The organism is Streptomyces sp. SCA2-17, assembly GCF_044336695.1.
On sequence record NZ_CP117521.1, the window covers coordinates 3179484 to 3203595 of the forward strand.

A 24112-nucleotide genomic window follows, 5' to 3' on the forward strand; every position below is an offset into this window, starting at 1 on the left:
GCTGAAACCTGAGAAAGCTGAAGGCGGAGAGAGCGGAGAGAACAGAGAGAGCTGAAGGGAGAGGTGCTGCCTCAGGAGAGGCACTACCCCAGGTCGTCCGCCAGCAGCGCCCGTACGCCCTCGATGTTCGCGTCGAGGTAGGCGCGCAGTGACGGAGGCACCAGCTCCACCGACGCGATCCCGGCCCGCGTGAAGGGGATCCGCACCACCTCGTACGTCCCGCGCGGCTCGTCCACTTCGGGGCCGTGGCGCTGCGAAAGGTCCATGGAGGCCAGCCGGCAGACGAAGAAGTGCTGCACCTTGACGCCGTGGGCGGCGTGGTGGAGCGAGTGCGTGACGGTGTCGACGAAGGCGGGGACGACATCGACGACCTTGGCGCCGAGCTCCTCGTCGACCTCGCGGTGGAGCGCGGCGACGACCGTGGTGTCCTCCGGCTCCATACCGCCGCCGGGCGTGATCCAATACGGCGCCTGCCCGGGCTTGGTGCGCTTGATCAGGATCATCTCCAGGGCGGCGTGGGGCCCGGGATCGCCGCCGCTGTCGAGGAGGATGGCGCGGGCGGTGCGCTTGACCACTGGACGTTCGGTCATAGAGGACATCTGCCGCGTCCGGCGGTGGGCGAAACCCCTGGCGGCAACCCTTTCTCACCAGGAAACCGCAGCGCGCAGCAGCCACTCGTGTGCCCGGGCGAGGTGCGGGTGGGCCAGTGTGCCGGTCCGTACGACGAGGAAATACGTGCGCAGCGGGGGAACGGGCGGATCGAGGAGGGCGACGAGCTCGCCGGTGTCGAGGGCGTCCGCGCACAGGTAGCGGGGCAGGACACCGATCCCGGCGCCCGCGGCGACGCAGGAGAGGACGGCTCGCAGGTCGGGGACGACGACGCTGCCCGAGGCGATGGGTTCGGTGTCGAAGACGGCGGCCCAGTAGCGGGTGACGAGCGGCAGGGTCTCGTGGACCTCGACCACGGGCAGGTGCTCCAGGGCCCGTACGCCCTTGTCGCGCACGACGGCCGGCCCGCCCAGCCGCGCCGCCCAGCGCGGCGCCGCGACGAGGACGTGCTCCTCGTCGCAGAGCGGGGTGGCGGTCAGCAGCCGGCCGCGCGGGCGGGCGGTGGTGATCGCGAGGTCGTGGTGCCCGGCGGAGAGGCTCTCGAAGAGCTCGTCGGAGGTGCCGTGGGCGGCGCGCACGGTCAGGCCCTGTGCGATGAGGGGGGTGAGCGCGGGGAGGGCGCGCAGGCCGGTGAACTCGGGAGGCCCGGCGAGGTGGAGGGTCCGGTTCGGCGTTCCCTCCACCTCCTCGATGCCCGCCTCGGTGATCTCCAGGAGTGCGTCGACGTGCGGCGCGATCTTGTGGGCCAGTTCCTCGCCGGTGGTGGTGGGGCGCACGCCGCGGGCCAGGCGAAGGAAGAGGGGGCGGCCCAACTGCGTCTCCAGCGTGCGGATCTGGCCGGTGACGGCGGGCTGAGAGAGGCCGAGGAGGGCCGCGGCGCGGGTGAAGGACCCGGCCCGGTGCACCGTGACGAACGTGCGCAGCAGGGCCAGATCCATGCCGCCTCCCCTGACTCGGTGCTTGCCGGTCGTAGGGGAACTATAAATAAGTCGATAGGGCTGTGTCGCCGGTGTGATTGGACACTGACGCAGAGTCAACTAGCCTTGACCGGGTGGTCATTCGTGCGGAGGGTCGCACGTCCGGCCACGACGGCTCGAGTCAAGAGGGGGGAGACTCGAGCCGTCCTTACGGACGAGCCGCTTCGTCCAGCGCCGTGAGCACGTCCGCGACGAGGTCCGCGGTGTCCTCGACACCCACCGAGAAGCGGATGAACCCCTCCGGCACGGCGTCGCCGCCCCACCGCCCCCGCCGCTCCGCCGTCGACCGCACGCCGCCGAAGCTTGTCGCTTCGTCGACGAGCCGCAGGGCGGTCAGGAAGCGCTCCGCGTGCGCCCGGCCGGGCAGGACGAACGAGACCACGCAGCCGAAGCGCCCGCCGCGCATCTGCCGCAGGGCGAGCGCGTGGGCGGGGTCGGTGGGAAGCCCGGGATGGCGCAGGCCGGTCACTTCGGGCCGGCTGCGCAGGGCTTCGGCGAGGGCGAGCGCGGTCGCCGCCTGCCGGTCCACGCGCAGGTGCAGCGTCGCCAGGGAGCGGTGCGCCAGCCATGCCTCCATCGGACCGGGGATCGCGCCGGCGACCTTGCGCCAGTCCCGTACGGCCGCGGTGAGCCGTGGGTCGCGTGCGGCCCCGTAGCCCAGGAGGAGATCTCCGTGGCCGGTGAGGGCCTTGGTGCCGCTGGCCACGGAGAAGTCGGCGCCCAGTTCGAGGGGCCGCTGGCCGAGCGGGGTGGGGAGGGTGTTGTCGACGGCGACGAGCGCGCCGTGGCGGTGGGCGGCGTCGGCGAGGCGGCGGATGTCGCACACGTCGAGGCCGGGGTTGGAGGGCGATTCGAGCCACAGCAGCCGCGCCCCGTCCAGCGCGGCGAGCTGTGCGTCCCCGGCGGTCGGGGCGGTGCGCACGGTGACGCCGAACGCCTCCAGGCGGTCGCGCAGCGCGGGCAGCAGCTGATAGCCGTCCGAGGGCAGGACCGCCGTGTCGCCGGGCCGCAGATGGGAGAAGAGCACGGCGGAGATCGCGGCCATCCCCGAGGGGAAGCTGACCGCCTCCGCCGCCGGGCCGGGACCGTCCGGGGTCTCCAGCGCGGCGATGGCGCTCTCCAGGGCGGCCCAGGTGGGGTTGGCCTCGCGCCCGTACGTGTACGGGCCGGCGACCTCGCCCGGGAGGTGGTAGTGGGCGGCGAAGGCCGGGCCGGGGAGCGCGGGCTCGTTCGCCCGCGGTTCCGGCAGGCCCGCTCGTACGGCCCGGGTGCCGTCGCCTGTCATCGGCTGCTCCTTCTTCGTCCTCGTCCGGTCGTTCCGGTGGTCCGGTTGTGCCGTCGTCCGTCGCGTCGTCCGCCGTGCAGTCCGCCGCCGGGTCAGTCCTTCTCGTCCGGCAGGATCACGTGCATCGCCCACGCCACGATCGAGATGATCACGCCGCCGATCAGCGCGTTCCAGAACCCGTCGACATGGAAGGCGAGCCCCAGCTCCTTGGCGATCCACGAGGTCAGCAGCAGCATCAGCGCGTTGATCACGAGCGTGATGAGGCCGAGGGTGAGGATGAACAGCGGGAAGGACAGCAGCTTCACTACCGGCTTGACGATGAAGTTGACCACGCCGAAGACGAGCGCGACGAGGATCAGCGTGAGCACCTTGCGCGCGGTGTTCTCACCGGAGAGCGTGATGCCCTTGAGCAGCCAGATGGCGACCGCCAGGGCCGCCGCGTTGGCGATCGTCTTGACTACGAAATTCTTCATGGTGAGATCGTTGCAGACGTGCCGGTCCGGTGCGGATCAGCACAGTCGGCGGCCGGCGCACGGGCCGGTCACGGACGAGGAGCGGCAAGAGGTGGACGGTAGATGAAGGCCTTCCGGCTGGATGAACTGGAGGGTGAGCGCCTCGCGAACGACGGCGCGTACCTCCAGTTCCTGCGCGAGCGGAACATGTCCGTCGGGCTGTACGCGCTCGACGCGGGGCAGATGGACCCGCAGACCCCGCACGCCCAGGACGAGGTGTACGTGGTGATGAGCGGCCGGGCGTCGGTCACCGTGGGGGAGGAGACGACGCAGGTGGGGCGGGGGAGCGTGGTGTACGTACCGGCCGGGGAGACCCACCGCTTCCACCACGTCAGCGAGCCTCTGAGGGTTCTGGTGGTCTTCTCTCCGCCTGAGAGCTGAGGATCCGCCCCGGGAACCCGTAGGGGGACGCTCAGGGGTCGGCAGGGGCTGCGGAGGCCCCGTCCGGGCCCCTGTCCGTCCTAGCATCGAATCAAGCCGGAGCAGTCGGGCTCCGGGACCACGAAGCGGAAAGCAGGGGACGAACGACATGGCCGAGAAGGGGATTTTCGCAGGACTGCCCTGGTGGGTGAAGTGGATCGCCGTGCCGGCGCTCGTCCTCGTGGTGTTCGGCAGCCTGATCCTGAGCGTGCTGGGCTTCGTCATAGCGCTGGTCTTCAAGGCGCTGCTGCTGGTCGCGCTCGTCGGCGGGCTGATCTTCGTCGTCAAGAAGTTCACGTCGTCGTCCTCGTCGAAGAGCGACTGGTAGCCGGTCAGCGGCCGGCCCTCCGAGAGCCGTCCTTCCGGTCGCCGCCCGGACCGGTGTTGACGGCTCTGGCAATTTCTCCGCCCCGAATCGCCCGGAACGACTCCGCCCCGTAGTCGAGTCGCTACGCTCCAGAGTCATAGAGCTCGTAAGCTCAGTCTCGATCTCTATCGGTAGCTGAAGACTCACTCCTCGTGATCTGTGGATGCCGTCGAGCGGTGGCGTTCAGGGATGCGAGGAGCCAATCCCGGCCAAAACGACGAATACGGGGCATTGGGCGATGCGTGAAACGGTGCAGGCAGAAGTGATCATGACCTTCCTCGTCTCCGAGGAGCTGTCCTTCCGGATCCCGGTGGGACTGGACTACGACAGCAGTGATCCATACGCGGTGAAGTTCACCTTCCACCTTCCCGGCGACGCGCCTGTGACCTGGGCGTTCGCACGGGAGCTGTTGCTCGACGGGCTCAGTCAGCCCTCCGGCGAAGGCGATGTGCACATCGCCCCCGCCTCCGCCGAGCACCTCTCGGACGTCTTCATCCGGCTGCAAGTGGGCTCCGAAGGGGCCCTGTTCCGGGCCGGCGCGGCGCCCCTCGTGGCCTTCCTCGACCGGACCGACCGCATCGCCCCGCTCGGCGAGGAGCGGTCGGTCGCCGACTTCGACTACGACCTCGCCGCGGCGCTCGACAACATCCTCGCCGGCAACACCGAGGGGCAGAACGCCGGTTAGCGGCCCGGCATGCCTCCGCCGGCACCGCCCTCGTCCCGGACCGGCACCCGCTCAGCGCGCGGGGGTGCGCCCTTCGGCGTCGTCCCGGCCCCCAGCGCCCCTGAGCTGCCGTTTTCCCCCGGGCCGTCCTTCCCGCCGGCCTGTCCGGCACCGGGGACACCGGGGCCGTCCACGCCGGGCACGCCCGATCCGTCCGCCGCGCCCGCCGCTCCTGCCGTGCCCATGGAGCCGAGCAGCTGCCGCGCCAGGCCCAGCCCCGTACCGCCCATCGTCAGCGCCTTCGCAAACATCTCCGACATCCCGTCGGCCCCGTTGAGCAGCACCATGTGGTCAACGTTTCCGAAGGCTTCAGCCCCCGCACGTACGATCTCGGGCCACTTTTCGGCCAGTTGTTGCGCGACCACCGCCTCCTGGTTCTCCGCCAGGGCCGCCGCCCGTGCCTTGATCGCATCCGCCTCCGCCAGGCCCCGCGCCTTGGCGGCCTCGGCCGTCGCCAGACCCTTCGCCCGCGCGGCCGCCGCCTCGGCCTCACCCGTCGCCCGGGTCGCATCCGCCGCCGCGGCACCGCGCGCCTTGGTGGCCTCGGCCTCGGCGCCGGCGGCCGCCTTCACGCGCGTCGCCTCGGCGGCCGCGGCCAGCTCCGTCTCCCGGGCCTTCGCCTGGGCCGCGGAGATACGGGCATCGCGCTCCGCTTCCGCGAGGGTGCGCTTCTCGTAGGCCGCCGCGTCCGCGGGCTTGCGCACGTCCGCCTGGAGCTGCTGCTCCCGCCGGTGCGCCGCCAGCTCGGCCACCCGCGTCTCCTGGACCACGACCTCCTGCTGGGCCGCCGCGTCCGCCAGCGGCCCGGCCTGCCGCGCCTTCGCCGCCGCGCTGTCCCGCTCGGCCTGATAGCCGGCCTGGAGGATCTCCGAGTCGCGCTGGGCCTGCGCCATCCGGGCCGCGGCCTGCTGCTCCGCCTCCGTGGCCAGCCGGTCGGCCTCGGCCTGGGCGATCCGGGCGTCCCGCTGCACGGCGGCGGCGTGCGGCGCGGACAGGTTCTTGATGTAGCCCGTGGGGTCCTGGATCTCGTGGATCTGCAACGAGTCGATGATCAGCCCGAGCTTCTCCATCTCGGTGCCCGAGGCGGCGCGGGTCTCGCCCGTCAGCCGCTCCCGGTCGCGGATCATGTCCTCCACGGTGAGGCCGCCGACGATCGAGCGCAGATGGCCCGCGAAGACGTTGTGCACCCGCTCGCCCATGAACTTCTGCTGGTCGAGGAAGCGCCGGGCGGCGTTGGCGATCGACACGAAGTCGTCGCCCACCTTGAATATGACCACACCGTGGACCTTGAGGGGGATGCCCTGCTTGGTCACGCAATCCACGTGGAGATCGGCCTCGTTGAGGTCGAGCGACAGCTTCCGCACCACCTGGACCCCGGGCAGCACGAGGGTCCCCCGCCCCGTGACGATCCGGAACCCCATCCCCTCCTCCAGCCCCTCGGTGCGGTGCTTGGAACCGGAGATAACGAGCGCCTCATTGGGCTCGGCAACCCGCCACATCAGTTTGAACAGCCCGACCACGATGGCCACAGCGACGAGGACGACCCCCGCCACGACGCCGATGAGCATGCGTCCAGCCCCCCTTATGGGCCCCGCGACGGGGCCCGAGCTCGAAAGTGTGCTCCCGCTCGACCCGGTGGTGAAGACCCGGACGCGGCTTGGCACGGTCCTGATACGAGAGGTGTGCACGGGCGTGACACGGCGCGGTTATGAGACCGGTGCACGCCTCGCATGTCCCTTCTGCCCCTGCTGCCCCACCCGTAAGCGAGCGCCCTGCCCGTAACCCGACTCCGTGCCCGTCAGCAGGCCTCCACGCCCGGCATCACCCGTAGACGGACGCCACATAGACCGTGCGCGGCGGCTGATACTCCATGATCACCACCACCGTGCCGCGCTCGATGCGCTCCCCCGGCTCCGCGGCGTAGGCCAGGAAGGCCTCGGCCCCGCCGCGGACCCGCACCATCACCTCGCCGACCAGCCCCGGCCCGACCGTGCCGGTCACCCTGCCCTGTTCTCCGATCACCTGCGCCCCCCTCGTGCGATGCGCCCGGTCCGGCCGCCGCGCGGTCACTTGGCGCGGCGGCGCCTGCCCCCCTTCGACCTGCCGCGCCCGCCCGCCCGCGCGCCGGCACCCGGGCCGGTGCCCGTGCGGGCACCTGTTCCCGTACTCGCATTGTGCCGGTCGGCACTGACAACGAGGGCTGCCAGCAAGGTCGTCACCGGCACCGAGGCGACCAACCCGATGCTGCCGACGAGCGTCCGCACGATCTCCTCGGACACGATCTCGCTGGTCGCGACCGTTCCGACCCCGCTGTCGGCGATCGAGAACAGCAGCAGGAGCGGCAGCGAGGCACCCGCGTACGCCAGCACGAGCGTGTTCACGACCGACGCGATGTGGTCCCGGCCGATGCGCATGGCCGCCCCGTAGAGCTTGCGCCAACTCGCACTCGGGTCGGCGTCCTTCAGCTCCCACACCGCGGAGGTCTGCGTCACCGTCACGTCGTCGAGCACGCCGAGCGAACCGATGATGATGCCCGCGAGCAGCAGGCCGCGGATCTCGATCTCCGGGTAGAGGCCGTGCACGAGCCCCGTCTGGTCGTCGGTGTTGCCCGTCAGGTGGGCCCAGCTGGTGAAGAGCGAGCCCAGCAGGCCGATGAGCATCAGCGAGGTGAGCGTCCCGAGCACGGCCACGGACGTCCGGGCGGTCAGCCCGTGGCACATGTAGAGCGCGATCAGCATGATCGCGCTGCCGCCGATGACGGCGACCACCAGCGGATCCGACCCCTGGAGGATCGCCGGGAGGATGAACAGCGTGAGCACCCCGAAGCTGATCACCAGCGCGATCAGCGCGAAGACCCCGCGCAGCCGGCCCACGACCACGACGGCCAGGGCGAACACCGCGGCGAGTATCGCCATGGGCAGCGTGCGGTTCACGTCGGTGACCGAGTACTGGAGGTTCTTCGGCGCCTTGGGGGCGTACGCGAGGACGACCTCCTGGCCGACCGTGTAGTGCCGGGAGGCGCTGGGCTGGACGAGCTCGGTGAACGTCCGGCCCTTGTCGGGGCCCGAGGTGACCTCGATCTCCGACTTCTCGCACGGGCCCTTCGCCTGCGGCGGCCCGCCCGGTCCCCCCGGCCCGCCCTGAGCTCCGGGCGGCGGCTGCTGCGGCTGTGCGCCCGCCTTCGCACAGTCGAGCTCCTCGATCTTCACGACGCGGCCCGACTCCGTCTTCTGGTCGAGGCCGAGCCCGGAGTGCTCGTGCGGAGGCGCGCCGCCGGGCCACAGCACGAACAGGCCGGTGAGCACCGCGGCGGCGAAGGGGATGAGGATCGCGCCGATCACCTTGCGCAGGTGGGCGGAGACGGGGGAAGCCGGGCCGTGACTGTGGCCATGGCCATGGCTGTGGGCGTGCGCGTGGCCATGACCGCGCGCCGGAGAGGGCGGCTGCTCGTGCGCGGCAGGGGAACCGGGCTCGTGGGGATGTGCGGGGGGATGCTGGTCCGTGGGGGTCACGCCCGCATCATCGCAAGCCCCCCTGGCCCTCCGGTCGGGAGAGGCGCTAGCGTGGTGGCACCTTTGCAATCGCGGGAGCTCGGAGCACCGGGCTGAGAGGGCGCTGACCTTCGTACGGAGAGCCGTACGGAAGACCGCTGCGTCGACCGCCGAACCTGTTACCGGGTAATGCCGGCGTAGGGAGTTCTGGTCTCATGACCTCGCAGGATGCACGCACGTCCGAATCCGGCCGGGAGATCGGCTGGCACAAGGACTACGTGACCGGCTCGCGTCCGGACCTTCGGGTTCCGGTTCGGCGGGTCCACCTCACCAATGGGCAGGACGTGCAGCTGTACGACACCTCCGGCCCGTACACCGACCCGGCGATCGAGACGGACGTCCGGCGCGGCCTCCAGCCGCTCCGGGAGAACTGGATCATCGGCCGTGGTGACACCGAGGAGTACGCCGGGCGCCCGATGCGCCCGGAGGACGACGGCATCAAGCACACGTCGCCGCGCGGGGGCCTGAAGAACCTCGACGCGGTCTTCCCGGGCCGCCCGCGCCAGCCCCGCCGGGGCCGCGGCGGACAGGCCGTCACCCAGCTCGCGTACGCCCGCCGCGGTGAGATCACCGAGGAGATGGAGTACGTGGCCCTCCGGGAGAACGTTTCTCCCGAGACCGTCCGCGAGGAGATCGCGGCCGGCCGGGCGGTCCTCCCGGCCAATGTGAACCACCCGGAGATCGAGCCGATGATCATCGGCAAGAAGTTCCTGGTGAAGGTCAACGCCAACATCGGCAACTCCGCGGTCACCTCCTCCATCGAGGAGGAGGTGGAGAAGATGACGTGGGCCACCCGCTGGGGCGCCGACACTGTCATGGACCTCTCCACCGGCCGCAACATCCACACCACGCGCGAGTGGGTGCTGCGCAACTCCCCCGTGCCGATCGGCACCGTGCCGCTCTACCAGGCCCTGGAGAAGGTCGACGGCAAGGCCGAGGAGCTCACCTGGGAGATCTACAAGGACACGGTCATCGAGCAGGCCGAACAGGGCGTCGACTACATGACCGTGCACGCCGGCGTGCTGCTGCGGTACGTGCCGCTGACCGCCCGCCGCAAGACCGGCATCGTCTCGCGCGGCGGCTCGATCATGGCCGCGTGGTGCCTGGCCCACCACAAGGAATCGTTCCTCTACGAGAACTTCGAGGAGCTCTGCGAGATCCTCGCGGCCTACGACGTCACGTACTCGCTCGGCGACGGCCTGCGCCCCGGCTCCATCGCGGACGCCAACGACGAGGCGCAGTTCGCCGAGCTGAAGACGCTCGGCGAGCTCAACACCATCGCCAAGCGGCACAACGTCCAGACGATGATCGAGGGCCCGGGCCACGTCCCGATGCACAAGATCAAGGAGAACATCGACCTCCAGCAGGAGATCTGCGAGGAGGCGCCGTTCTACACGCTCGGCCCGCTGACGACGGACGTCGCACCCGCGTACGACCACATCACCTCGGGCATCGGCGCCGCGATGATCGCCTGGTGGGGCACGGCGATGCTCTGCTACGTCACGCCCAAGGAACACCTGGGCCTGCCGGACCGGGACGACGTCAAGACCGGTGTGATCACCTACAAGATCGCCGCGCACGCCGCGGACCTCGCCAAGGGGCACCCGGGCGCGCAGGAGTGGGACGACGCGCTGTCGGACGCCCGCTTCGAATTCCGCTGGGAGGACCAGTTCAACCTGGCCCTCGACCCGGAGACGGCGCGGGCCTTCCACGACGAGACGCTGCCCGCCGAGCCGGCGAAGACCGCGCATTTCTGTTCGATGTGCGGGCCGAAGTTCTGCTCGATGAAGATCTCGCAGGACATCCGGCGCGAGCACGGCGGAGACCTGGCCCTCGACCCCGAGGCGGGCATGGCGGAGAAGTCGAAGGAGTTCGCGGCAGCGGGCAACCGCGTTTATCTGCCGATCGCCGACTGACCGCGGTCGCCGACTGACCGCGGGATCCCCGAAGCCCCCGGACCACCGCCCGGACCCTCACTCCGGGTGGTGGTCCGGGCCGCCGTAGTCGGGGCCGGTGAAATCAGGGCTCGTGAAGCCGGCTCGGCTGCCCGGGGACGATTCACCGTCGGGGCTGGTGAAGCCGGGCCGGGAGTACCCCAGCTGCGGCGTACGGCCCTTGCCCTCCCGGCGCCTGGGGACGTAGGAGGCGGACGGATCCGGGCCGCCGCCCGGCCCTGGCCCCGACCCCGGGCGCGGGCCCGGGATCACGGGAGCATTGGCCAGGGCATCGCGCATAAAAGGCAGCAGGCCGCGGTGGATCAGAGCCTGCCGCCATGCCTCTCTGGCGCGATCGGCGTCCTCCTGGACGTGCACCCCTCGCGCATCACTCCCCTCGGAGGAGCCGTTGCGCACCGCCGTGAGGACGATGCCGACCATGGCGATGAACACTCCGGCGGCCGTGAGCCCGGCGAACCACCAGCCCACGCTGATCATCGGATCCGCGATGGTGGTCTCCGACCCGACGGACCGCAGGACGTAGCCGATGGCCAGGAAGATCAGTGCGGCGATCCCGGCGAGGACCGGCGCCAGCACGGCGAGCACCGCTCCGGCACCCGCGCCCGAGGATTCCTCCGGCTCGTCGTCCGGTGCGGCGGGGGCGGCCGCACCGGAGGGAGCGCTTTCCTCATCCGGCGCGCCCCCGGCGCCTACGGTTTGGGGGTGTGCCGTGGCAGAGAGCGCGCGCAGTTCATCGCGCGCCCTTACGTAGTTCTGGTATTCGACCGCCGCGCAAGCCGTGATGGCGGACATGGAGCCGAGTGCCATCTCGCGCAGCTGTTCTGTATTGAGCCGCTGTCCTATCGCTGCGGCAAGTTCCGGGTCATGGTTCGCGGTACGCAGCGCCTGGTCGAGAACCCGCTCGAATTCCGGGTGGTCCTCGGCCAGCAGATGCGGAGCGCTGTTCATGTGCATCCCCCGATGCTCCGTAGGGCCGTGTAGCCGGCTTACACCGGGCAGTGGGCGGAAACGGAGGAGAGCCTGCTACGGATAAGCCGATGGTAGAGCCGTACCGGCGCGGGGTGACAGCGTGTTTCGCGAATTACCCCCGCTGCGGTGGAACTCCCTACCTGCCCGTCCGCCTGCCCGCTGAACCCTCAGTCAGCCAGCGGAAGTTGCACGACCAGCAGTTTTCCGGCCATCGTGACGCCGCCGTCCATGGCGAGCGCGAGCCCGTCCGCGTACAGGTGCGGGCCGTCCACCAGCGGCGCTCCGTCGTCCTCGGCGTCCGCTTCCTCCGTGCCGACCTCACCCAGGAGGTACGGGATGGGGCTGTGACCGTGCACGATCCGGCCACCGCCGTAGGTGCCCAGCAGCTCCCGTACGGCCAGGGGGCCGGCGTCCTCGTCGCGGAAGGCGAAGCGCTTGGTGAACTTCCGGAAGAGGTCCCAGACCTCGTCCGGGTCGTTGCGCTGCAGGGCCTCGGTGATCGCGTCGTTGACGTCCTCGATGGAGTCGCCGAAGTCCAGGTAGGCGGTGGTGTCGGAGTGCACCAGCAGGTGTCCGTCCTCCTTCGCCATGGCGTCGAGCCGGGACATCCACTGCAGGTGGTGGTCCTCCAGGCGCTCCATGTCGGAGCGCTGGCCGCCGTTGAGCAGCCAGGCCGCCTGGAAGGAGGCCGTGCCGGCGCCGGAGTTGACCGGCGTGTCGGCGAACCGCTTCGCGCCGATGATCAGCAGCTCGTGATTGCCCATGAGGGCCTTGCAGTAGCCGCCGGCGGCCGCGGCCTCGGCCGACAGCCGCATGACGAGGTCGATCACGCCGACGCCGTCCGGGCCGCGGTCGGTGAAGTCGCCGAGGAACCACAGGCGGGCGTTGCCGGCCGCCCAGTGGCCCGTCTCGTCGATCAGCCCCTCGGCCTGGAGGGCCTCGTAGAGCTCGTCCAGATAGCCGTGGACGTCGCCCACGACGTAGAGCGGGCCCAGGGCGGGCTGCTGCGGGGCCGGCGGGTGCGGCTCGGTGAGCGGGGTCAGCTCGACCGTCGGGACGTCGTGGGGGACCGCCTGGCGGGTGTCACGGCCGATCACCGGCAGGTCGCGCGCGGTCGGGGTGTAGCCGTCGGGAGCGTCCATAGGCGGCTGCACGGGGGGCGCGGACTGGGCGTACGGCGCCGCGGGGCCAGGGGCCGCGGGAGGCGCGGCGTAGCCGGGGAAGGGCGGGATGCCCGCCGTGTGCCGTGCCGCGGGTCCTTGACCGGCCCCCTGAGTCATCGACCCCTCCACCATCGCGCCGCCGTGCACCTTGTGGACCTTGCCTGGTCGACGGCGGTCCGTGGTGTCGTGCGCCCATCATAGGAATGACCGTCGCGGCTTGTGACGCACCAGGGGCCGCGAATCGGGGCAGGAGAGTGCGCACGGCAGGTTTTTCTCCCCAATTGAGCTATTCGCCCGGGGGCTGTGCGCCCCCCGAGCGCCCTCCTGGAGGCCGGGTGAAGGCGGTGGAGGCGGCGAACGGCGCGTTGACCGCCCGGGAGCGGGCACGCCCGCCCGCCGGCGGCACCGCCGTGTCGTGCCCCGCCGCCGCGGCACCGGGATCTCCGGTCCCGGGCGTGCCGGGGTTCGGACGGCGGGCCGCCGACGGGATCGGACGACGGGGTTCGGAGGGCGGGGTTCGGACGGATAAGGCTCAGACGGATGGGGCTCAGACGGCCGGGCCGCGCGGCGGGCTGACCGTGGTGCGCGGCGGTCGGCGCTGCGAGGAGGTCCGGACGATCAGCTCGGTCGGTATCACCTGCTCGACCGGCCGGCCGCTGTCCAGCCCCTCGATGGCGTCGATGAGCAGCTGGACGACCGCGGTGCCGATGCGCCGCGGCTTGAGGGAGAGCGTGGTGATGGGCGGCTCGGTCGTGGCGTAGACCGTGGACTCGCTGCAGCACACGAGCAGCAGGTCGTCCGGGACGCGCAGCCCGTAGCGCCGGGCGGCGGCCAGCAGGTCGGTGCCGTTGGGGTCGAAGAGGCCGTAGACGGCGTCGGGGCGGTCGGGGCGGGCGAGCAGCCGGTCGGCCGCCACGGCGCCGGCGCAGGGGTCGTGGGCGGGGTACTTCTCGTAGACCGGGTCCTGGCCGACCCGCTCGCACCAGTGCAGGTAGGCGTGGGTGGACAGGCGGGTGTACGTGTCGGTGCTGGTCCCGGTCAGCAGGCCGATCCGGCGGGCGCCGGCGGCGGCCAGGTGGTCGAGGATGCCGAGGACGGCGGCCTCGTGGTCGTTGTCCACCCAGGCGGTGACGGGCAGCGTGCCGGCGGGGCGCCCGTCGGAGACCACGGGGATGCCCTGGCGGACGAGGTCGGAGACCACGGGGTCGTGGTCGGAGGGGTCGATGACGACGGTGCCGTCGAGCGCCACGTTGGACCACACGTCGTGGCGGGAGGTGGCGGGGAGGATGACCAGGGCGTAGCCGCGGGCCAGTGCGGCGGAGGTGGCGGCCCGCGCCATTTCGGCGAAGTAGGCGAACTCGGTGAAGGTGAAAGGTTCATCCCCGTACGTGGTCACGGTCAGGCCGATGAGCCCTGACTTGCCCGTACGGAGGGTGCGGGCCGCGGCGGACGGGCGATAGCCCAGCCGGTCGGCGACCTCGCGGACATGGCGGCGGGTCGCGTCCGGTAGCCGGCCCTTGCCGTTGAGCGCGTCGGAGACGGTCGTGATCGAAACCCCGGCGGCGGCGGCCACGTCGCGGATGCCCGCGCGTCCATGCCGGCTGCCCCTGCGGGATGGTTCCGCCCGGCTCACCTGATGCTTCCCTGCTGCTGTCATGGCGAGCCGATAGTAGGGCTCGGGTGGTCCGTTGGCAGGGCGGCACATTTGACTGTTGACAGAGACGTTTCTGCAAGTGGAATTTCCTTCAATGACCATGGAAACGCAGCCAGTTGTGGGTGCTGACGGTAGGCCGTTGGCCTGTGGCATATCCCCACCTGGTGAATGGTCCAGGTCTCGAAGAGGTCTCAACTCACCTTCACGAGGGATGCGCGCCACGGCGCCCGCCACCGGCGCGCAGCATTTATGCAAGCGCCCCCGCCGGGTGGGCGGGCTCACTCTCGGCTCTGGACGCGGCCCGGGTTAATCCTCTTAAGGTGTGCAGTATTCATGTCCGCTATTCGTGGAGGACCTGCGGTGACCGAGAACACCCCGAAGCTGCGCGCCGCGCTGGACGACGTGCCCACCTACAAGCCGGGCAAGCCCGCCGCCGCCGACGGCCCGGTCGCGTACAAGCTGTCCTCCAACGAGAACCCGTATCCGCCGCTGCCGGGCGTGCTGGAGCGGGCCGTCACCGCGGCGGGCGTGCTCAACCGCTACCCCGACATGGCGTGCGCCGGACTGATGGCCGAGCTGGCCGAGCGCTTCTCCGTGCCCCTGACGCACCTGGCCACCGGCACCGGCTCGGTGGGCGTGGCCCAGCAGCTGGTGCAGGCCACGGCCGGCCCCGGCGACGAGGTGATCTACGCCTGGCGGTCCTTCGAGGCCTACCCGATCATCACCCAGGTCTCCGGCGCCACCCCGGTGCAGATCCCGCTGACCGGTGACGAGGTCCACGACCTGGAGGCGATGCTGGCGGCGATCACCGACCGGACCCGGCTGATCTTCGTCTGCAACCCCAACAACCCCACGGGCACCGTGGTGCACCGGGCGGAGCTGGAGTCCTTCCTGGACCGGGTGCCCTCCGACATCCTGGTGGTGCTCGACGAGGCGTACATCGAGTTCGTCCGCGACCCCGAGTTCCCCAACGGGCTCGAGCTCTACCGCGACCGGCCCAACGTCTGCGTGCTGCGGACGTTCTCCAAGGCGTACGGCCTGGCGGGGCTCCGGGTGGGCTTCGCCGTGGCGCACGAGCCGGTGGCCGCTGCGCTGCGCAAGACGGCCGTGCCGTTCGGTGTGAGCCACATCGCGCAGGAGGCGGCGATCGCGTCGCTGCGCAGCGAGGACGCCCTGCGCGAGCGGGTCGACGCGCTGGTGGTGGAGCGGGCGCGGGTCGTGGCGGAGCTGACGGGCCAGGGCTGGACGCCGGCGGTGACCCAGGCGAACTTCGTGTGGCTGCGGCTGGGCGACCGGACGCTCGACTTCGCGGGGGCGTGCGAGCGGGCCGGGGTGATCGTGCGGCCGTTCCCGGGCGAGGGTGTGCGGGTGACGATCGGCGAGACCGAGGCGAACGACATCTTCCTGCGCGTGGCGGAGGAGTTCCGCAAGGAGCTCTGACCTTCCGCCCGTACCGGCGACGAACGCCGCGCACCCGGCCAGGGGTGCGCGGCGTTCGTGCGTCAGGCGGGCGTCGGGGGTGTGGGCTCGGGGCCGAGGAACCGGGGTCGAGGGGCCAGGGCCGCACTAGGGCCGAAGGGGGTACCCCCCTGAGTTGTCCGAAAAGCTGGTGCGCCATAATGCTTGTGAATGTGAACGCGTTCACAAGCGCGCCCTATTGTCCTGCTTCACCTGGGGCATACAGGTGCATAACGCCGGGGACCCGTGTTGCCGGCGATGCGACAGGCAAGGAGAGACCGAGTGAATCTGGCTTTGGCTCCTGAGACGCTGGCCCGCTGGCAGTTCGGCATCACGACCGTCTACCACTTCCTCTTCGTCCCGCTCACGATCAGCCTTGCCGCGATCACTGCCGGGCTGGAGACCGCCTGGGTCCGCACAGGCAAGGACAAGTACTTCCATGCGACGAAGTTCTGGGGAAAGCTCTTCCTGATCAACATCGCGATGGGCGTGGTCACCGGCATCGTGCAGGAGTTCCAGTTCGGTATGAACTGGTCGGACTACTCACGCTTCGTCGGTGACGTCTTCGGAGCCCCGCTCGCGATGGAGGCCCTGCTCGCCTTCTTCTTCGAGTCGACCTTCATCGGCCTATGGATCTTCGGCTGGGACAAGCTGCCGAAGAAGATCCACTGTGCGTGCATCTGGATCGTCGCCGTCGGCACGCTGCTGTCCTCGTACTTCATCCTGGCCGCGAACTCCTGGATGCAGCACCCCATCGGCTACGCCGTCGACAAGGTGACCGGCAAGGCGCAGCTGACCGACATCTGGGCCGTGCTCACCCAGAACACCACGCTCGTCGTCGTCTTCCACACCCTGACCGCCGCCTTCCTCACCGGCGGCGCCTTCATCGTCGGCATCGCCTCCTTCCACCTGTGGCGCGCCAAGCGCAAGCAACTGCGCGGCGAAGAGCTCGGCGAGAAGCAGCGCAACCAGGTCGGCGCGATGCGGGCCTCGCTGCGCACCGGCCTCGTCGTCGCGGTGATCGCCGGTCTGGGCACCGCGGTCAGCGGCGACGAGCTCGGCAAGGTGATGTTCGAGCAGCAGCCGATGAAGATGGCCGCGGCCGAGGCGCTGTGGGAGACCAAGGCGCCGGCGCCGTTCTCGGTCTTCGCGGTGGGCGACGTCTCCAAGGGCCACAACAGCGTCGAGATAGAGATCCCGGGCCTGCTCTCCTTCCTCGCCCACAACAACTTCACCGAGGCCGTCCCCGGCATCAACGACATCGCCGCCCGCGAGGCCGCCCAGTTCGGCGGCAAGCCGGAGGACTACATCCCCAGCATCTTCATGACCTTCTGGGGCTTCCGGCTCATGATCGGCTTCGGGATGACCTCCTTCGTCGCCGCGCTGATCGGCCTGTGGACGACCCGCAAGAAGTTCTGGCTCGCTCCCGAGTACCGCACGGGCGAGAACGAGGTCCCGCGGCTGATGCTGACGAAGACCCGCGAGATGAGCCCGTTCTTCACCACCTGGTCGTGGCGGATCGGCATCCTGACCATGGGTTTCCCGCTGATCGCCAACTCCTTCGGCTGGATCTTCACCGAGATGGGCCGCCAGCCCTGGGGCGTCTACGGCCTGATGAAGACCGCCGACGCGGTGTCGCCCGGCGTCAGCCAGGGCGAGGTGCTCACCTCCATGGGCGTCTTCACCCTGCTGTACGGGGTGCTGGCCGTGGTCGAGGTCAAGCTGCTCGTGAAGTACGGCAAGGCCGGACCGGACACCGACGAGAAGCCGCCCGCGAAGGACCCCCGGCTGCGGCTGCCCTCCGGCGGCGCGGCCGAGCACCCCGAGGACGCCGACAAGCCGATGACCTTCGCCTACTGACGCGCCGACCGGCCTACTGACGCGCCGCCCCGGATTACTGACGCGCCGACCGACGATTTCGTCCGACGCCCTCGTCGGACGACGCGGCGGAACGGAACGGAGAACCGACCATGCACCTCCACGACTTCTGGTTCCTGCTGATCGCCGTCCTGTGGACCGGCTACTTCTTCCTCGAAGGGTTCGACTTCGGCATAGGCGTCCTGACCAAGCTGCTGGCCCGGGACCGCACCGAGCGCCGGGTGCTGATCAACACGATCGGCCCCGTCTGGGACGGCAACGAGGTCTGGTTGATCACGGCGGCCGGCGCGACCTTCGCGGCGTTCCCCGACTGGTACGCCACCCTGTTCAGCGGCTTCTACCTGCCCTTCCTGGCCATCCTGGTCTGCCTGATCGTCCGTGGCGTCGCCTTCGAGTACCGCCACAAGCGCAGCGGCGAGCGCTGGCAGCGCAACTGGGAACACGCGATCTTCTGGTGCTCGCTGGTGCCCGCCTTCCTCTGGGGCGTCGTCTTCGCGGACATCGTGCGCGGGGTGCCGATCGGTCCGGACAAGAACTTCACCGGCACCCTCGCCGACCTCTTCGGCCCGTACGCGCTCCTGGGCGGCCTCCTGACGCTCGTGCTGTTCACCTTCCACGGCGCGGTCTTCGCGGCGCTGAAGACGGTGGGCGACATCCGCGACCGGGCGCGCTCCCGGGCCACCGTGCTGGGGATGACCTCGGGCGTGCTCGCCGTGGCCTTCCTCGGCTGGACGCAGGTCGTGTCCGGCAACGGACGCAGCCTGCCCGCCCTGATCGTCTCCGTGGCGGCGCTGGCCGCCGCGCTGGTCATGAACCACTACGGGCGCGAGGGCTGGGCCTTCGCGTGCTCCGGCGTGGCGGTCGCCGCGGCCTTCGCGCTGGTCTTCCTCGCGCTCTTCCCGGACGTCATGCCCTCCTCGGCGAACCCGGCCTGGAACCTGACCGCCGCCGGCGCCGCCTCCAGCCCGTACACGCTGAAGATCATGACCTGGGTGGCGGTGCCCATGACGCCCCTGATCATCGGCTACCAGGCGTGGACGTACTGGGTCTTCCGCAAGCGGATCGGCACGCAGCACATCCCGGCACCCGCCGCCCACTAGGGCGCACGGACCACCAGCGACGACGGACGGAGGACAGGTCGCCATGAAGCCCGTCGACCCCCGACTGCTCAGGTACGCCACCGCGACGCGCTTCTTCCTGGCCGCCTCCGTCGCGCTGGGGCTGGCGGGCGCCGGCCTCGTCATCGCCCAGGCGATGCTCGTCGCAGAGATCGTCACCGGCGCCTTCCAGCACGGACGGAGCGCGGGCGACCTCGGTACCGCGCTGGCGCTGCTGGCCGCCGTGGCCGCCGGCCGTGCCGCCGTGTCCTGGCTCACCGAACTCGCCGCGCACCGCGCGAGCGCGACGGTCAAGTCCGAGCTGCGCGACCGTCTGCTGACCCGCGCGACCCGGCTCGGCCCCGGCTGGCTGGACGCGCGCCGGACCGGAGAGCTCACCACGCTCGCCACCCGCGGCGTCGACGCGCTCGACGACTACTTCGCCCGCTACCTGCCCCAGCTGGGCCTCGCGGTCGTCGTCCCCGTCGCCGTCCTCGCCCGTATCGTCTCCGCGGACTGGGTCTCCGCGCTGATCATCGTCCTCACGCTGCCGCTCATCCCCCTCTTCATGGCCCTCATCGGCTGGGCCACCCAGTCGCGGATGGACCGCCAATGGCGGCTGCTGTCACGGCTGTCCGGGCACTTCCTCGACGTCGTCTCCGGACTGCCCACCCTCAAGGTCTTCGGCCGGGCCAAGGCGCAGGCCGAGTCGATCCGCGCGATCACCGCCGACTACCGGCGGGCCACCCTGCGGACCCTGCGCATCGCCTTCCTCTCCTCCTTCGCCCTCGAACTCCTCGCGACGGTGTCGGTGGCGCTCGTCGCCGTCGGCATCGGCATGCGGCTGGTGCACGGTGAACTCGACCTGTACACCGGGCTGATGGTGCTGGTGCTCGCGCCCGAGGCCTACCTGCCGCTGCGGCAGGTAGGCGCGCAGTACCACGCGGCGGCCGAGGGACTGGCGGCCGCCGACGAGGTCTTCGCCGTCCTGGAGACCGAGCCGGCCGAGGCGGGCACGGCCCCGGCCCCCGACGCCCGGCGGGCGGACCTGACCGTCGACCGGCTGGTGGTGCGCCACGCGGGGCGGGCCGAACCCTCCCTGCCCGAGACGTCGTTCGAGGTCCGGGCCGGGGAGACGGTCGCGCTCGTCGGCCCCAGCGGCTCCGGGAAGACCACCCTGCTGAACGTGCTGCTCGGCTTCGCCCGGCCGGATGCCGGACGGATGCTCGTGGGCGGTACGGATCTGGCATCGCTCTCCCCCGAAAGCTGGCGGGGCCAGGTGGCCTGGGTCCCGCAACGACCCCGTCTCTTCGCCGGGACGGTCGCCGAGAACGTACGGCTGGCACGGCCCGGCGCCACGGACGCACAGGTGCGGGAAGCACTGCGTGCGGCCGGTGCGCTCGACTTCGTCTCCATGCTGCACCACGGCACTGACACTCGCCTCGGCGAGAACGGAGCCGGGCTCTCCGCCGGACAGCGCCAACGCCTCGCGCTGGCCCGGGCGTTCCTCGCCGACCGGCCGGTCCTGCTGCTGGACGAGCCGACGGCGAACCTCGACGGGGAGACCGAGGCCTCGGTCGTCGAGGCGATCGGGCGGCTGGCCGCCGGACGCACCGTGATCATGGTCGTGCACCGGCCGGCGCTGCTCGCCGTGGCGGACCGGACGGTACGGCTGGGCGGCCCGGCCGCCGGGCCGGACGCGGTGCCGGCGCAGCGCGCGGCTGTGCAGGAACGGTACGGCTCGGAGCCGCGAGGCACCGAGGCGCCGTGTCCGGAAACGCTGGGCTCGGAGGCGCTGGGCCTGGAAACGCTGGGCTCGGGGGCCGGGAGCTCCGCACCGGCCGGGGCGGCCGGCGAGTCGGCCGATGCCCCGCCTGCCCCGCGCACTCCCCGCGTCCTCAGGCGCGTGCGCGCCGCCGGGCGCCCCCTGCGGGCGCGGTTCGCCCTCGCACTGCTGCTGGGCGCCCTCGCCCTCGGCAGCGCCGTGGGGCTGATGGCCGTCTCCGGCTGGCTCATCTCGCGCGCCTCGCAGCAGCCGCCCGTGCTCTACCTGATGGTCGCCGTCACCGCGACACGCGCGTTCGGCATCGGGCGCGCCGTCTTCCGCTACGCCGAGCGCCTGGTCTCCCACGACGCCGTCCTGCGGGCCCTGGCCGGTCTGCGCGTCGAGGTGTACCGGCGGCTGGAGCGCCTGGCGCCCGCAGGGCTGCGCGACACCCACCGCGGCGACCTGCTGTCCCGCCTCGTGGCGGACGTGGACGCCCTCCAGGACTACTTCCTGCGCTGGCTGCTGCCGCTCGGCTCGGCCCTCCTCGTGGGCGGCGCGACCGTCGGCTTCACCGCTTGGCTGCTCCCGGAAGCCGGTCTCGTGCTCGCCCTCGGGCTGCTGGTCGCGGGCGTGGCCGTGCCGATGCTGTCCGGGGCGGTCGCCCGGCGCGCGGAGCGGCAGTCGGCGCCCGCACGGGGTGAGCTGTCCGTCCAGGTGGTCGATGTCCTCGCCGGTACGGACGAGTTGACCGTCGCCGGTGCCCTGCCGGAGCGGCTCGCCGGACTGCGTGCGGCCGACGGCCGGCTCACCCGTATCGCCCGGCGCGCTGCGGCGGCCACGGCGCTCGGTTCGGGCCTCTCCGCCCTTGCGTGCGGCCTGACCGTGGCTGCTGCCGCCTGGACAGGAGTGACGGCCGTACACACAGGCCGCCTGGACGGCCTGTGGCTGGCCGTGGTGGTGCTGACCCCGCTGGCCGCGTTCGAGGCGGTGGCCGGCCTGCCGCTCGCCGTGCAGTACCGGCAGCGCGTACGGCGCTCCGCGGAGCGCGTGTACGAGGTGCTGGACGCGCCTGCTCCCGTACGGGAAGGGACGGCCGACGCGCCCGGAACGCCCTTCCCGCTGCGGCTGACCGGCCTGACGGTGCGCTACCCGGGGCAGCCCGCCCCCGCCCTGGCGGACTTCTCCCTGGAGCTCGGAGCGGGCCGCAGGGTGGCCGTGGTGGGCCGGTCCGGAGCCGGCAAGACGACGCTCGCGCAGGTGCTGCTGCGCTTCCTGGACGCGGAATCCGGTGCGTACACCCTGGCGGGCGGCGACACGGCGCCCATGGCGGGCGACGCGGTGCGCCGGCTGGTGGGGCTGTGCGCGCAGGACGCGCACCTCTTCGACAGCTCCCTGCGCGAGAACCTGCGCCTTGCCCGGCCGGACGCGAGTGAGGCAGATCTGCGCGAAGCCCTGCGGTCGGCGCGTCTCCTGGACTGGGTCGACGGCCTTCCGCAGGGGCTGGACACGCTGGTCGGGGAGCACGGGGCCCGCCTGTCCGGCGGGCAGCGGCAGCGGCTCGCGCTCGCCCGCGCGCTGCTCGCGGACTTCCCCGTGCTGGTGCTCGACGAGCCGGCGGAGCACCTCGACCTGCCGACCGCGGACGCGCTGACCACCGATCTGCTGGCGGCCACCGAGGGCCGCACGACCGTGCTCATCACGCACCGGCTGACGGGCCTGGAGGCGGTCGACGAGGTGATCGTGCTGGACCGGGGACGGACGGTCCAGCGGGGCCCGTACGAGGCGCTGGCGGACGTGGACGGGCCGTTCCGCCGGATGCTGGAGCGCGAGGCCGCCGCGGACGCCGGGGTGGGCGCGGGGACAGACACCCGCCCGGAATCGCTTTCCCTGACAAATGGGGCTTACTAGGCTCTTGGGTATGGCAGCCACGGCAGACGACCCCCGCCCGCGGGACGCCGCCGGCCCCGGACGGGCCGGCGCTCCCCGGGGCGGGCCGGGCCCGATGGACCCCCTGGCCATCGCTACGGAGGCCACCCGCAGCCTCCAGGGCATGTCCACGGAGCTCACCGCGCGCATCCCGCAGCTGCTGGAGGCCATGCGCTCGGTCGGCACGGGTCTGGGGCTGCACACCACCCTCGACCGCATCGCGCGGACCGCAGCCGAGCTCGCCGACGCCCGCTACGCCGCCATCGGCGTCATCGACTCCACCGGCGAGGGTCTGGCCGACTTCATCACGTACGGCGTGACCAAGGAGCAGCACGAGCGCATCGGCGCCCTCCCCGACGGCCACCACGGGCTGCTCGGGGCGCTCATCCACCAGCCCGCGCCCGTGATGCTCACCGACCTCTCCTCGGACCCGCGCTCGGCCGGCTTCCCGCCGGGTCACCCGCCGATGCGCACCTTCCTGGGCGTGCCCATCCGCGTCGGGGCCGAGATCTTCGGCAACCTCTACCTCACCGAGAAGCGGGACGGACGCGAGTTCAGCCTCGCCGACCTGAACATGGTGAAGATCCTGGCGACGGAAGCCGGCATCGCGATCGGCAACGCGCGCGTGCACGACGAGGAGCGCCAGCACAGGCGCTGGATCGACGGTTCGGTGGCCGTCACGACCGCCCTGCTGTCGCGCGGTGACGCCGAGGACGCCCTGTCGGTCGTCGCCGAGCAGGCGCGCCGCCTCGCGGATTCGGCCGCGGGCATCGTGCTGCTGCCGGACGGCGACGGCGGCCTGGAGATGGTGGCCGTCTCCGCCGACGACTCGTCCGGCCTGCTGGGAACGGTGATACCGCCCCACAGCCCGGTCGTCTCGCACCTGCTCGCCGGCGAACCGGTCTTCATCGACGACTCCGCCACCGACCCCCGCATGATCACGGAGGTGGCGCCCCGCTTCGGCCCGAGCATGCTGCTGCCGCTCAAGAGCGGTGACCGGGTGCTGGGGACACTCGCGACGCCGCGGGCGCGCGGCGCCCGCAGGTTCACGCCCGCCGAGCGCAGGCTCGCCGCCCAGTTCGCCGCCCAGGCCGCCCTCGCGCTCGTCATGGCCGAGGCGCAGCGCGACCGCGAGCGGCTGGCCGTCTACGAGGACCGCGACCGGATCGCCCGCGACTTGCACGACCTGGTCATCCAGCGGCTGTTCGCCACCGGGCTGATGCTGGAGAGCGCCCAGCGCAACGCCGTCGTGCCCGACGTGAAGGTGAAGGTCGGACAGGCCGTCGACGAGCTGGACGTGACCATCCAGGAGATCCGTACGGCCATCTTCGCCCTCCAGCAAGGGCCCGCCGAGGCGCCCGCGGGGCTCCGTACGCGCGTCCTGCGCGAGCTGGGGACGGCAGCGGTGCCGCTGGGCTTCCAGCCCTCCGCGAGCTTCGTCGGCCCTGTCGACGCGAAGGTCGGGGAGCTCACCGGCAAGAACCTCATCGCGGCGCTGCGCGAGGCCCTCTCCAACGCGTTTCGGCACGCCCGCGCGTCCCGGATGGAGGTGGTCGTCGACGCCACGGTCTCCCTTCCGGACGGCAGGCCTGCGGTACGGCTGACCGTTGCGGACGACGGGGTCGGCATCCCCGAGGGCGGGCGGCGCAGCGGGCTGAGGAACCTCGCCAAGCGCGCCGAATCGCTGGGCGGCTCCAGCTCGTACGGACCGGGGCTCGGGGAGGACGGGGGCGGCACCCGGGTGGTGTGGGAAGCACCCCTGTAGAGCCTTTGTAGCGCCCTTGTAGTGGCTCTGCGGG

Annotated in this window: 19 protein-coding genes; 9 read left to right on the forward strand and 10 right to left on the reverse strand. The window is 71.5% G+C overall.

The window, feature by feature from the left end; genetic code table 11:
* Positions 1–83 precede the first annotated feature (83 nt).
* The 4 genes from PS271_RS14235 to PS271_RS14250 all read right to left on the reverse strand — a co-directional run bounded on the left by PS271_RS14235 (position 84) and on the right by PS271_RS14250 (position 3344).
* Positions 84–590, reverse strand: a complete 507-nt coding sequence (locus PS271_RS14235; RefSeq protein WP_106674897.1) for an NUDIX hydrolase — start codon at positions 588–590, stop codon at positions 84–86.
* A 54-nt stretch (positions 591–644) separates the two neighbouring features.
* Positions 645–1547: a LysR family transcriptional regulator gene (locus tag PS271_RS14240; RefSeq protein ID WP_398382250.1), complete on the reverse strand. Its 903-nt coding sequence runs from the start codon at positions 1545–1547 to the stop codon at positions 645–647.
* A 187-nt stretch (positions 1548–1734) separates the two neighbouring features.
* Positions 1735–2871 carry a cystathionine gamma-lyase gene (locus PS271_RS14245; RefSeq protein WP_398382251.1) on the reverse strand — a complete coding sequence of 379 codons (1137 nt, stop codon included), beginning with the start codon at positions 2869–2871 and terminating at the stop codon, positions 1735–1737.
* Between the two features lie 92 nt (positions 2872–2963).
* The gene (locus tag PS271_RS14250) at positions 2964–3344 is read right to left on the reverse strand and encodes a phage holin family protein (protein WP_120755044.1); all 381 of its coding nucleotides are present in this window, start codon (positions 3342–3344) and stop codon (positions 2964–2966) included.
* 102 nt (positions 3345–3446) lie between these two features.
* Between PS271_RS14250 and PS271_RS14255 the strand changes: the two genes are divergently transcribed.
* The 3 genes from PS271_RS14255 (at position 3447) to PS271_RS14265 (ending at position 4855) form a co-directional block, all read left to right on the forward strand.
* Positions 3447–3764: a cupin domain-containing protein gene (locus tag PS271_RS14255; protein WP_398382252.1), complete on the forward strand. Its 318-nt coding sequence runs from the start codon at positions 3447–3449 to the stop codon at positions 3762–3764.
* Between the two features lie 148 nt (positions 3765–3912).
* Positions 3913–4131: a DUF5326 family protein gene (locus PS271_RS14260; protein ID WP_398382253.1), complete on the forward strand. Its 219-nt coding sequence runs from the start codon at positions 3913–3915 to the stop codon at positions 4129–4131.
* Positions 4132–4408: 277 nt separating this feature from the next.
* Complete coding sequence (locus tag PS271_RS14265) at positions 4409–4855, forward strand: SsgA family sporulation/cell division regulator (protein WP_030366799.1); 447 nt, start codon at positions 4409–4411, stop codon at positions 4853–4855.
* Here the strand turns inward: PS271_RS14265 and PS271_RS14270 are convergent.
* The 3 genes from PS271_RS14270 to PS271_RS14280 all read right to left on the reverse strand — a co-directional run bounded on the left by PS271_RS14270 (position 4852) and on the right by PS271_RS14280 (position 8406).
* Complete coding sequence (locus tag PS271_RS14270) at positions 4852–6462, reverse strand: SPFH domain-containing protein (RefSeq protein ID WP_398382254.1); 1611 nt, start codon at positions 6460–6462, stop codon at positions 4852–4854. The two genes, PS271_RS14265 and PS271_RS14270, sit on opposite strands and share 4 nt — an antisense overlap.
* 253 nt (positions 6463–6715) lie before the next feature.
* Positions 6716–6916, reverse strand: a complete 201-nt coding sequence (locus PS271_RS14275) for an NfeD C-terminal domain-containing protein (protein WP_120755051.1) — start codon at positions 6914–6916, stop codon at positions 6716–6718.
* Between the two features lie 44 nt (positions 6917–6960).
* Positions 6961–8406: a YibE/F family protein gene (locus tag PS271_RS14280; RefSeq protein ID WP_398382255.1), complete on the reverse strand. Its 1446-nt coding sequence runs from the start codon at positions 8404–8406 to the stop codon at positions 6961–6963.
* A 194-nt stretch (positions 8407–8600) separates the two neighbouring features.
* Between PS271_RS14280 and thiC the strand changes: the two genes are divergently transcribed.
* Positions 8601–10361, forward strand: a complete 1761-nt coding sequence (thiC, locus tag PS271_RS14285) for a phosphomethylpyrimidine synthase ThiC (RefSeq protein WP_120755055.1) — start codon at positions 8601–8603, stop codon at positions 10359–10361.
* Positions 10362–10418: 57 nt separating this feature from the next.
* On the opposite strand, the gene PS271_RS14290 is transcribed toward thiC, so the two are convergent.
* From PS271_RS14290 to PS271_RS14300, 3 genes are all read right to left on the reverse strand, one after another.
* Positions 10419–11354: a hypothetical protein gene (locus PS271_RS14290; protein WP_398382256.1), complete on the reverse strand. Its 936-nt coding sequence runs from the start codon at positions 11352–11354 to the stop codon at positions 10419–10421.
* A 182-nt stretch (positions 11355–11536) separates the two neighbouring features.
* Entirely contained in the window at positions 11537–12649 is a 1113-nt protein-coding gene (locus PS271_RS14295; protein ID WP_398382257.1) for a metallophosphoesterase, read from the reverse strand.
* A gap of 430 nt (positions 12650–13079) precedes the next feature.
* The gene (locus PS271_RS14300; protein WP_120755061.1) at positions 13080–14189 is read right to left on the reverse strand and encodes a LacI family DNA-binding transcriptional regulator; all 1110 of its coding nucleotides are present in this window, start codon (positions 14187–14189) and stop codon (positions 13080–13082) included.
* 357 nt (positions 14190–14546) lie between these two features.
* On the opposite strand from PS271_RS14300, the gene hisC reads away from it, so the two are divergent.
* From hisC to PS271_RS14325, 5 genes are all read left to right on the forward strand, one after another.
* Positions 14547–15626, forward strand: coding sequence for a histidinol-phosphate transaminase (gene hisC, locus PS271_RS14305; RefSeq protein ID WP_398382258.1), 1080 nt, complete (start codon positions 14547–14549; stop codon positions 15624–15626).
* Positions 15627–15926: 300 nt separating this feature from the next.
* Positions 15927–17504, forward strand: coding sequence for a cytochrome ubiquinol oxidase subunit I (locus PS271_RS14310; protein WP_398382259.1), 1578 nt, complete (start codon positions 15927–15929; stop codon positions 17502–17504).
* Positions 17505–17614: 110 nt separating this feature from the next.
* On the forward strand, positions 17615–18622 hold the full coding sequence (gene cydB, locus PS271_RS14315; RefSeq protein WP_398382260.1) for a cytochrome d ubiquinol oxidase subunit II: 1008 nt from the start codon (positions 17615–17617) through the stop codon (positions 18620–18622).
* A gap of 43 nt (positions 18623–18665) precedes the next feature.
* A complete protein-coding gene (cydD, locus tag PS271_RS14320) occupies positions 18666–22295 on the forward strand; it encodes a thiol reductant ABC exporter subunit CydD (RefSeq protein ID WP_398382261.1) in 3630 nt (1209 codons plus the stop codon).
* A 94-nt stretch (positions 22296–22389) separates the two neighbouring features.
* Positions 22390–24078 carry a sensor histidine kinase gene (locus PS271_RS14325; RefSeq protein ID WP_398386847.1) on the forward strand — a complete coding sequence of 563 codons (1689 nt, stop codon included), beginning with the start codon at positions 22390–22392 and terminating at the stop codon, positions 24076–24078.
* The last annotated feature ends 34 nt before the right edge of the window (positions 24079–24112 follow it).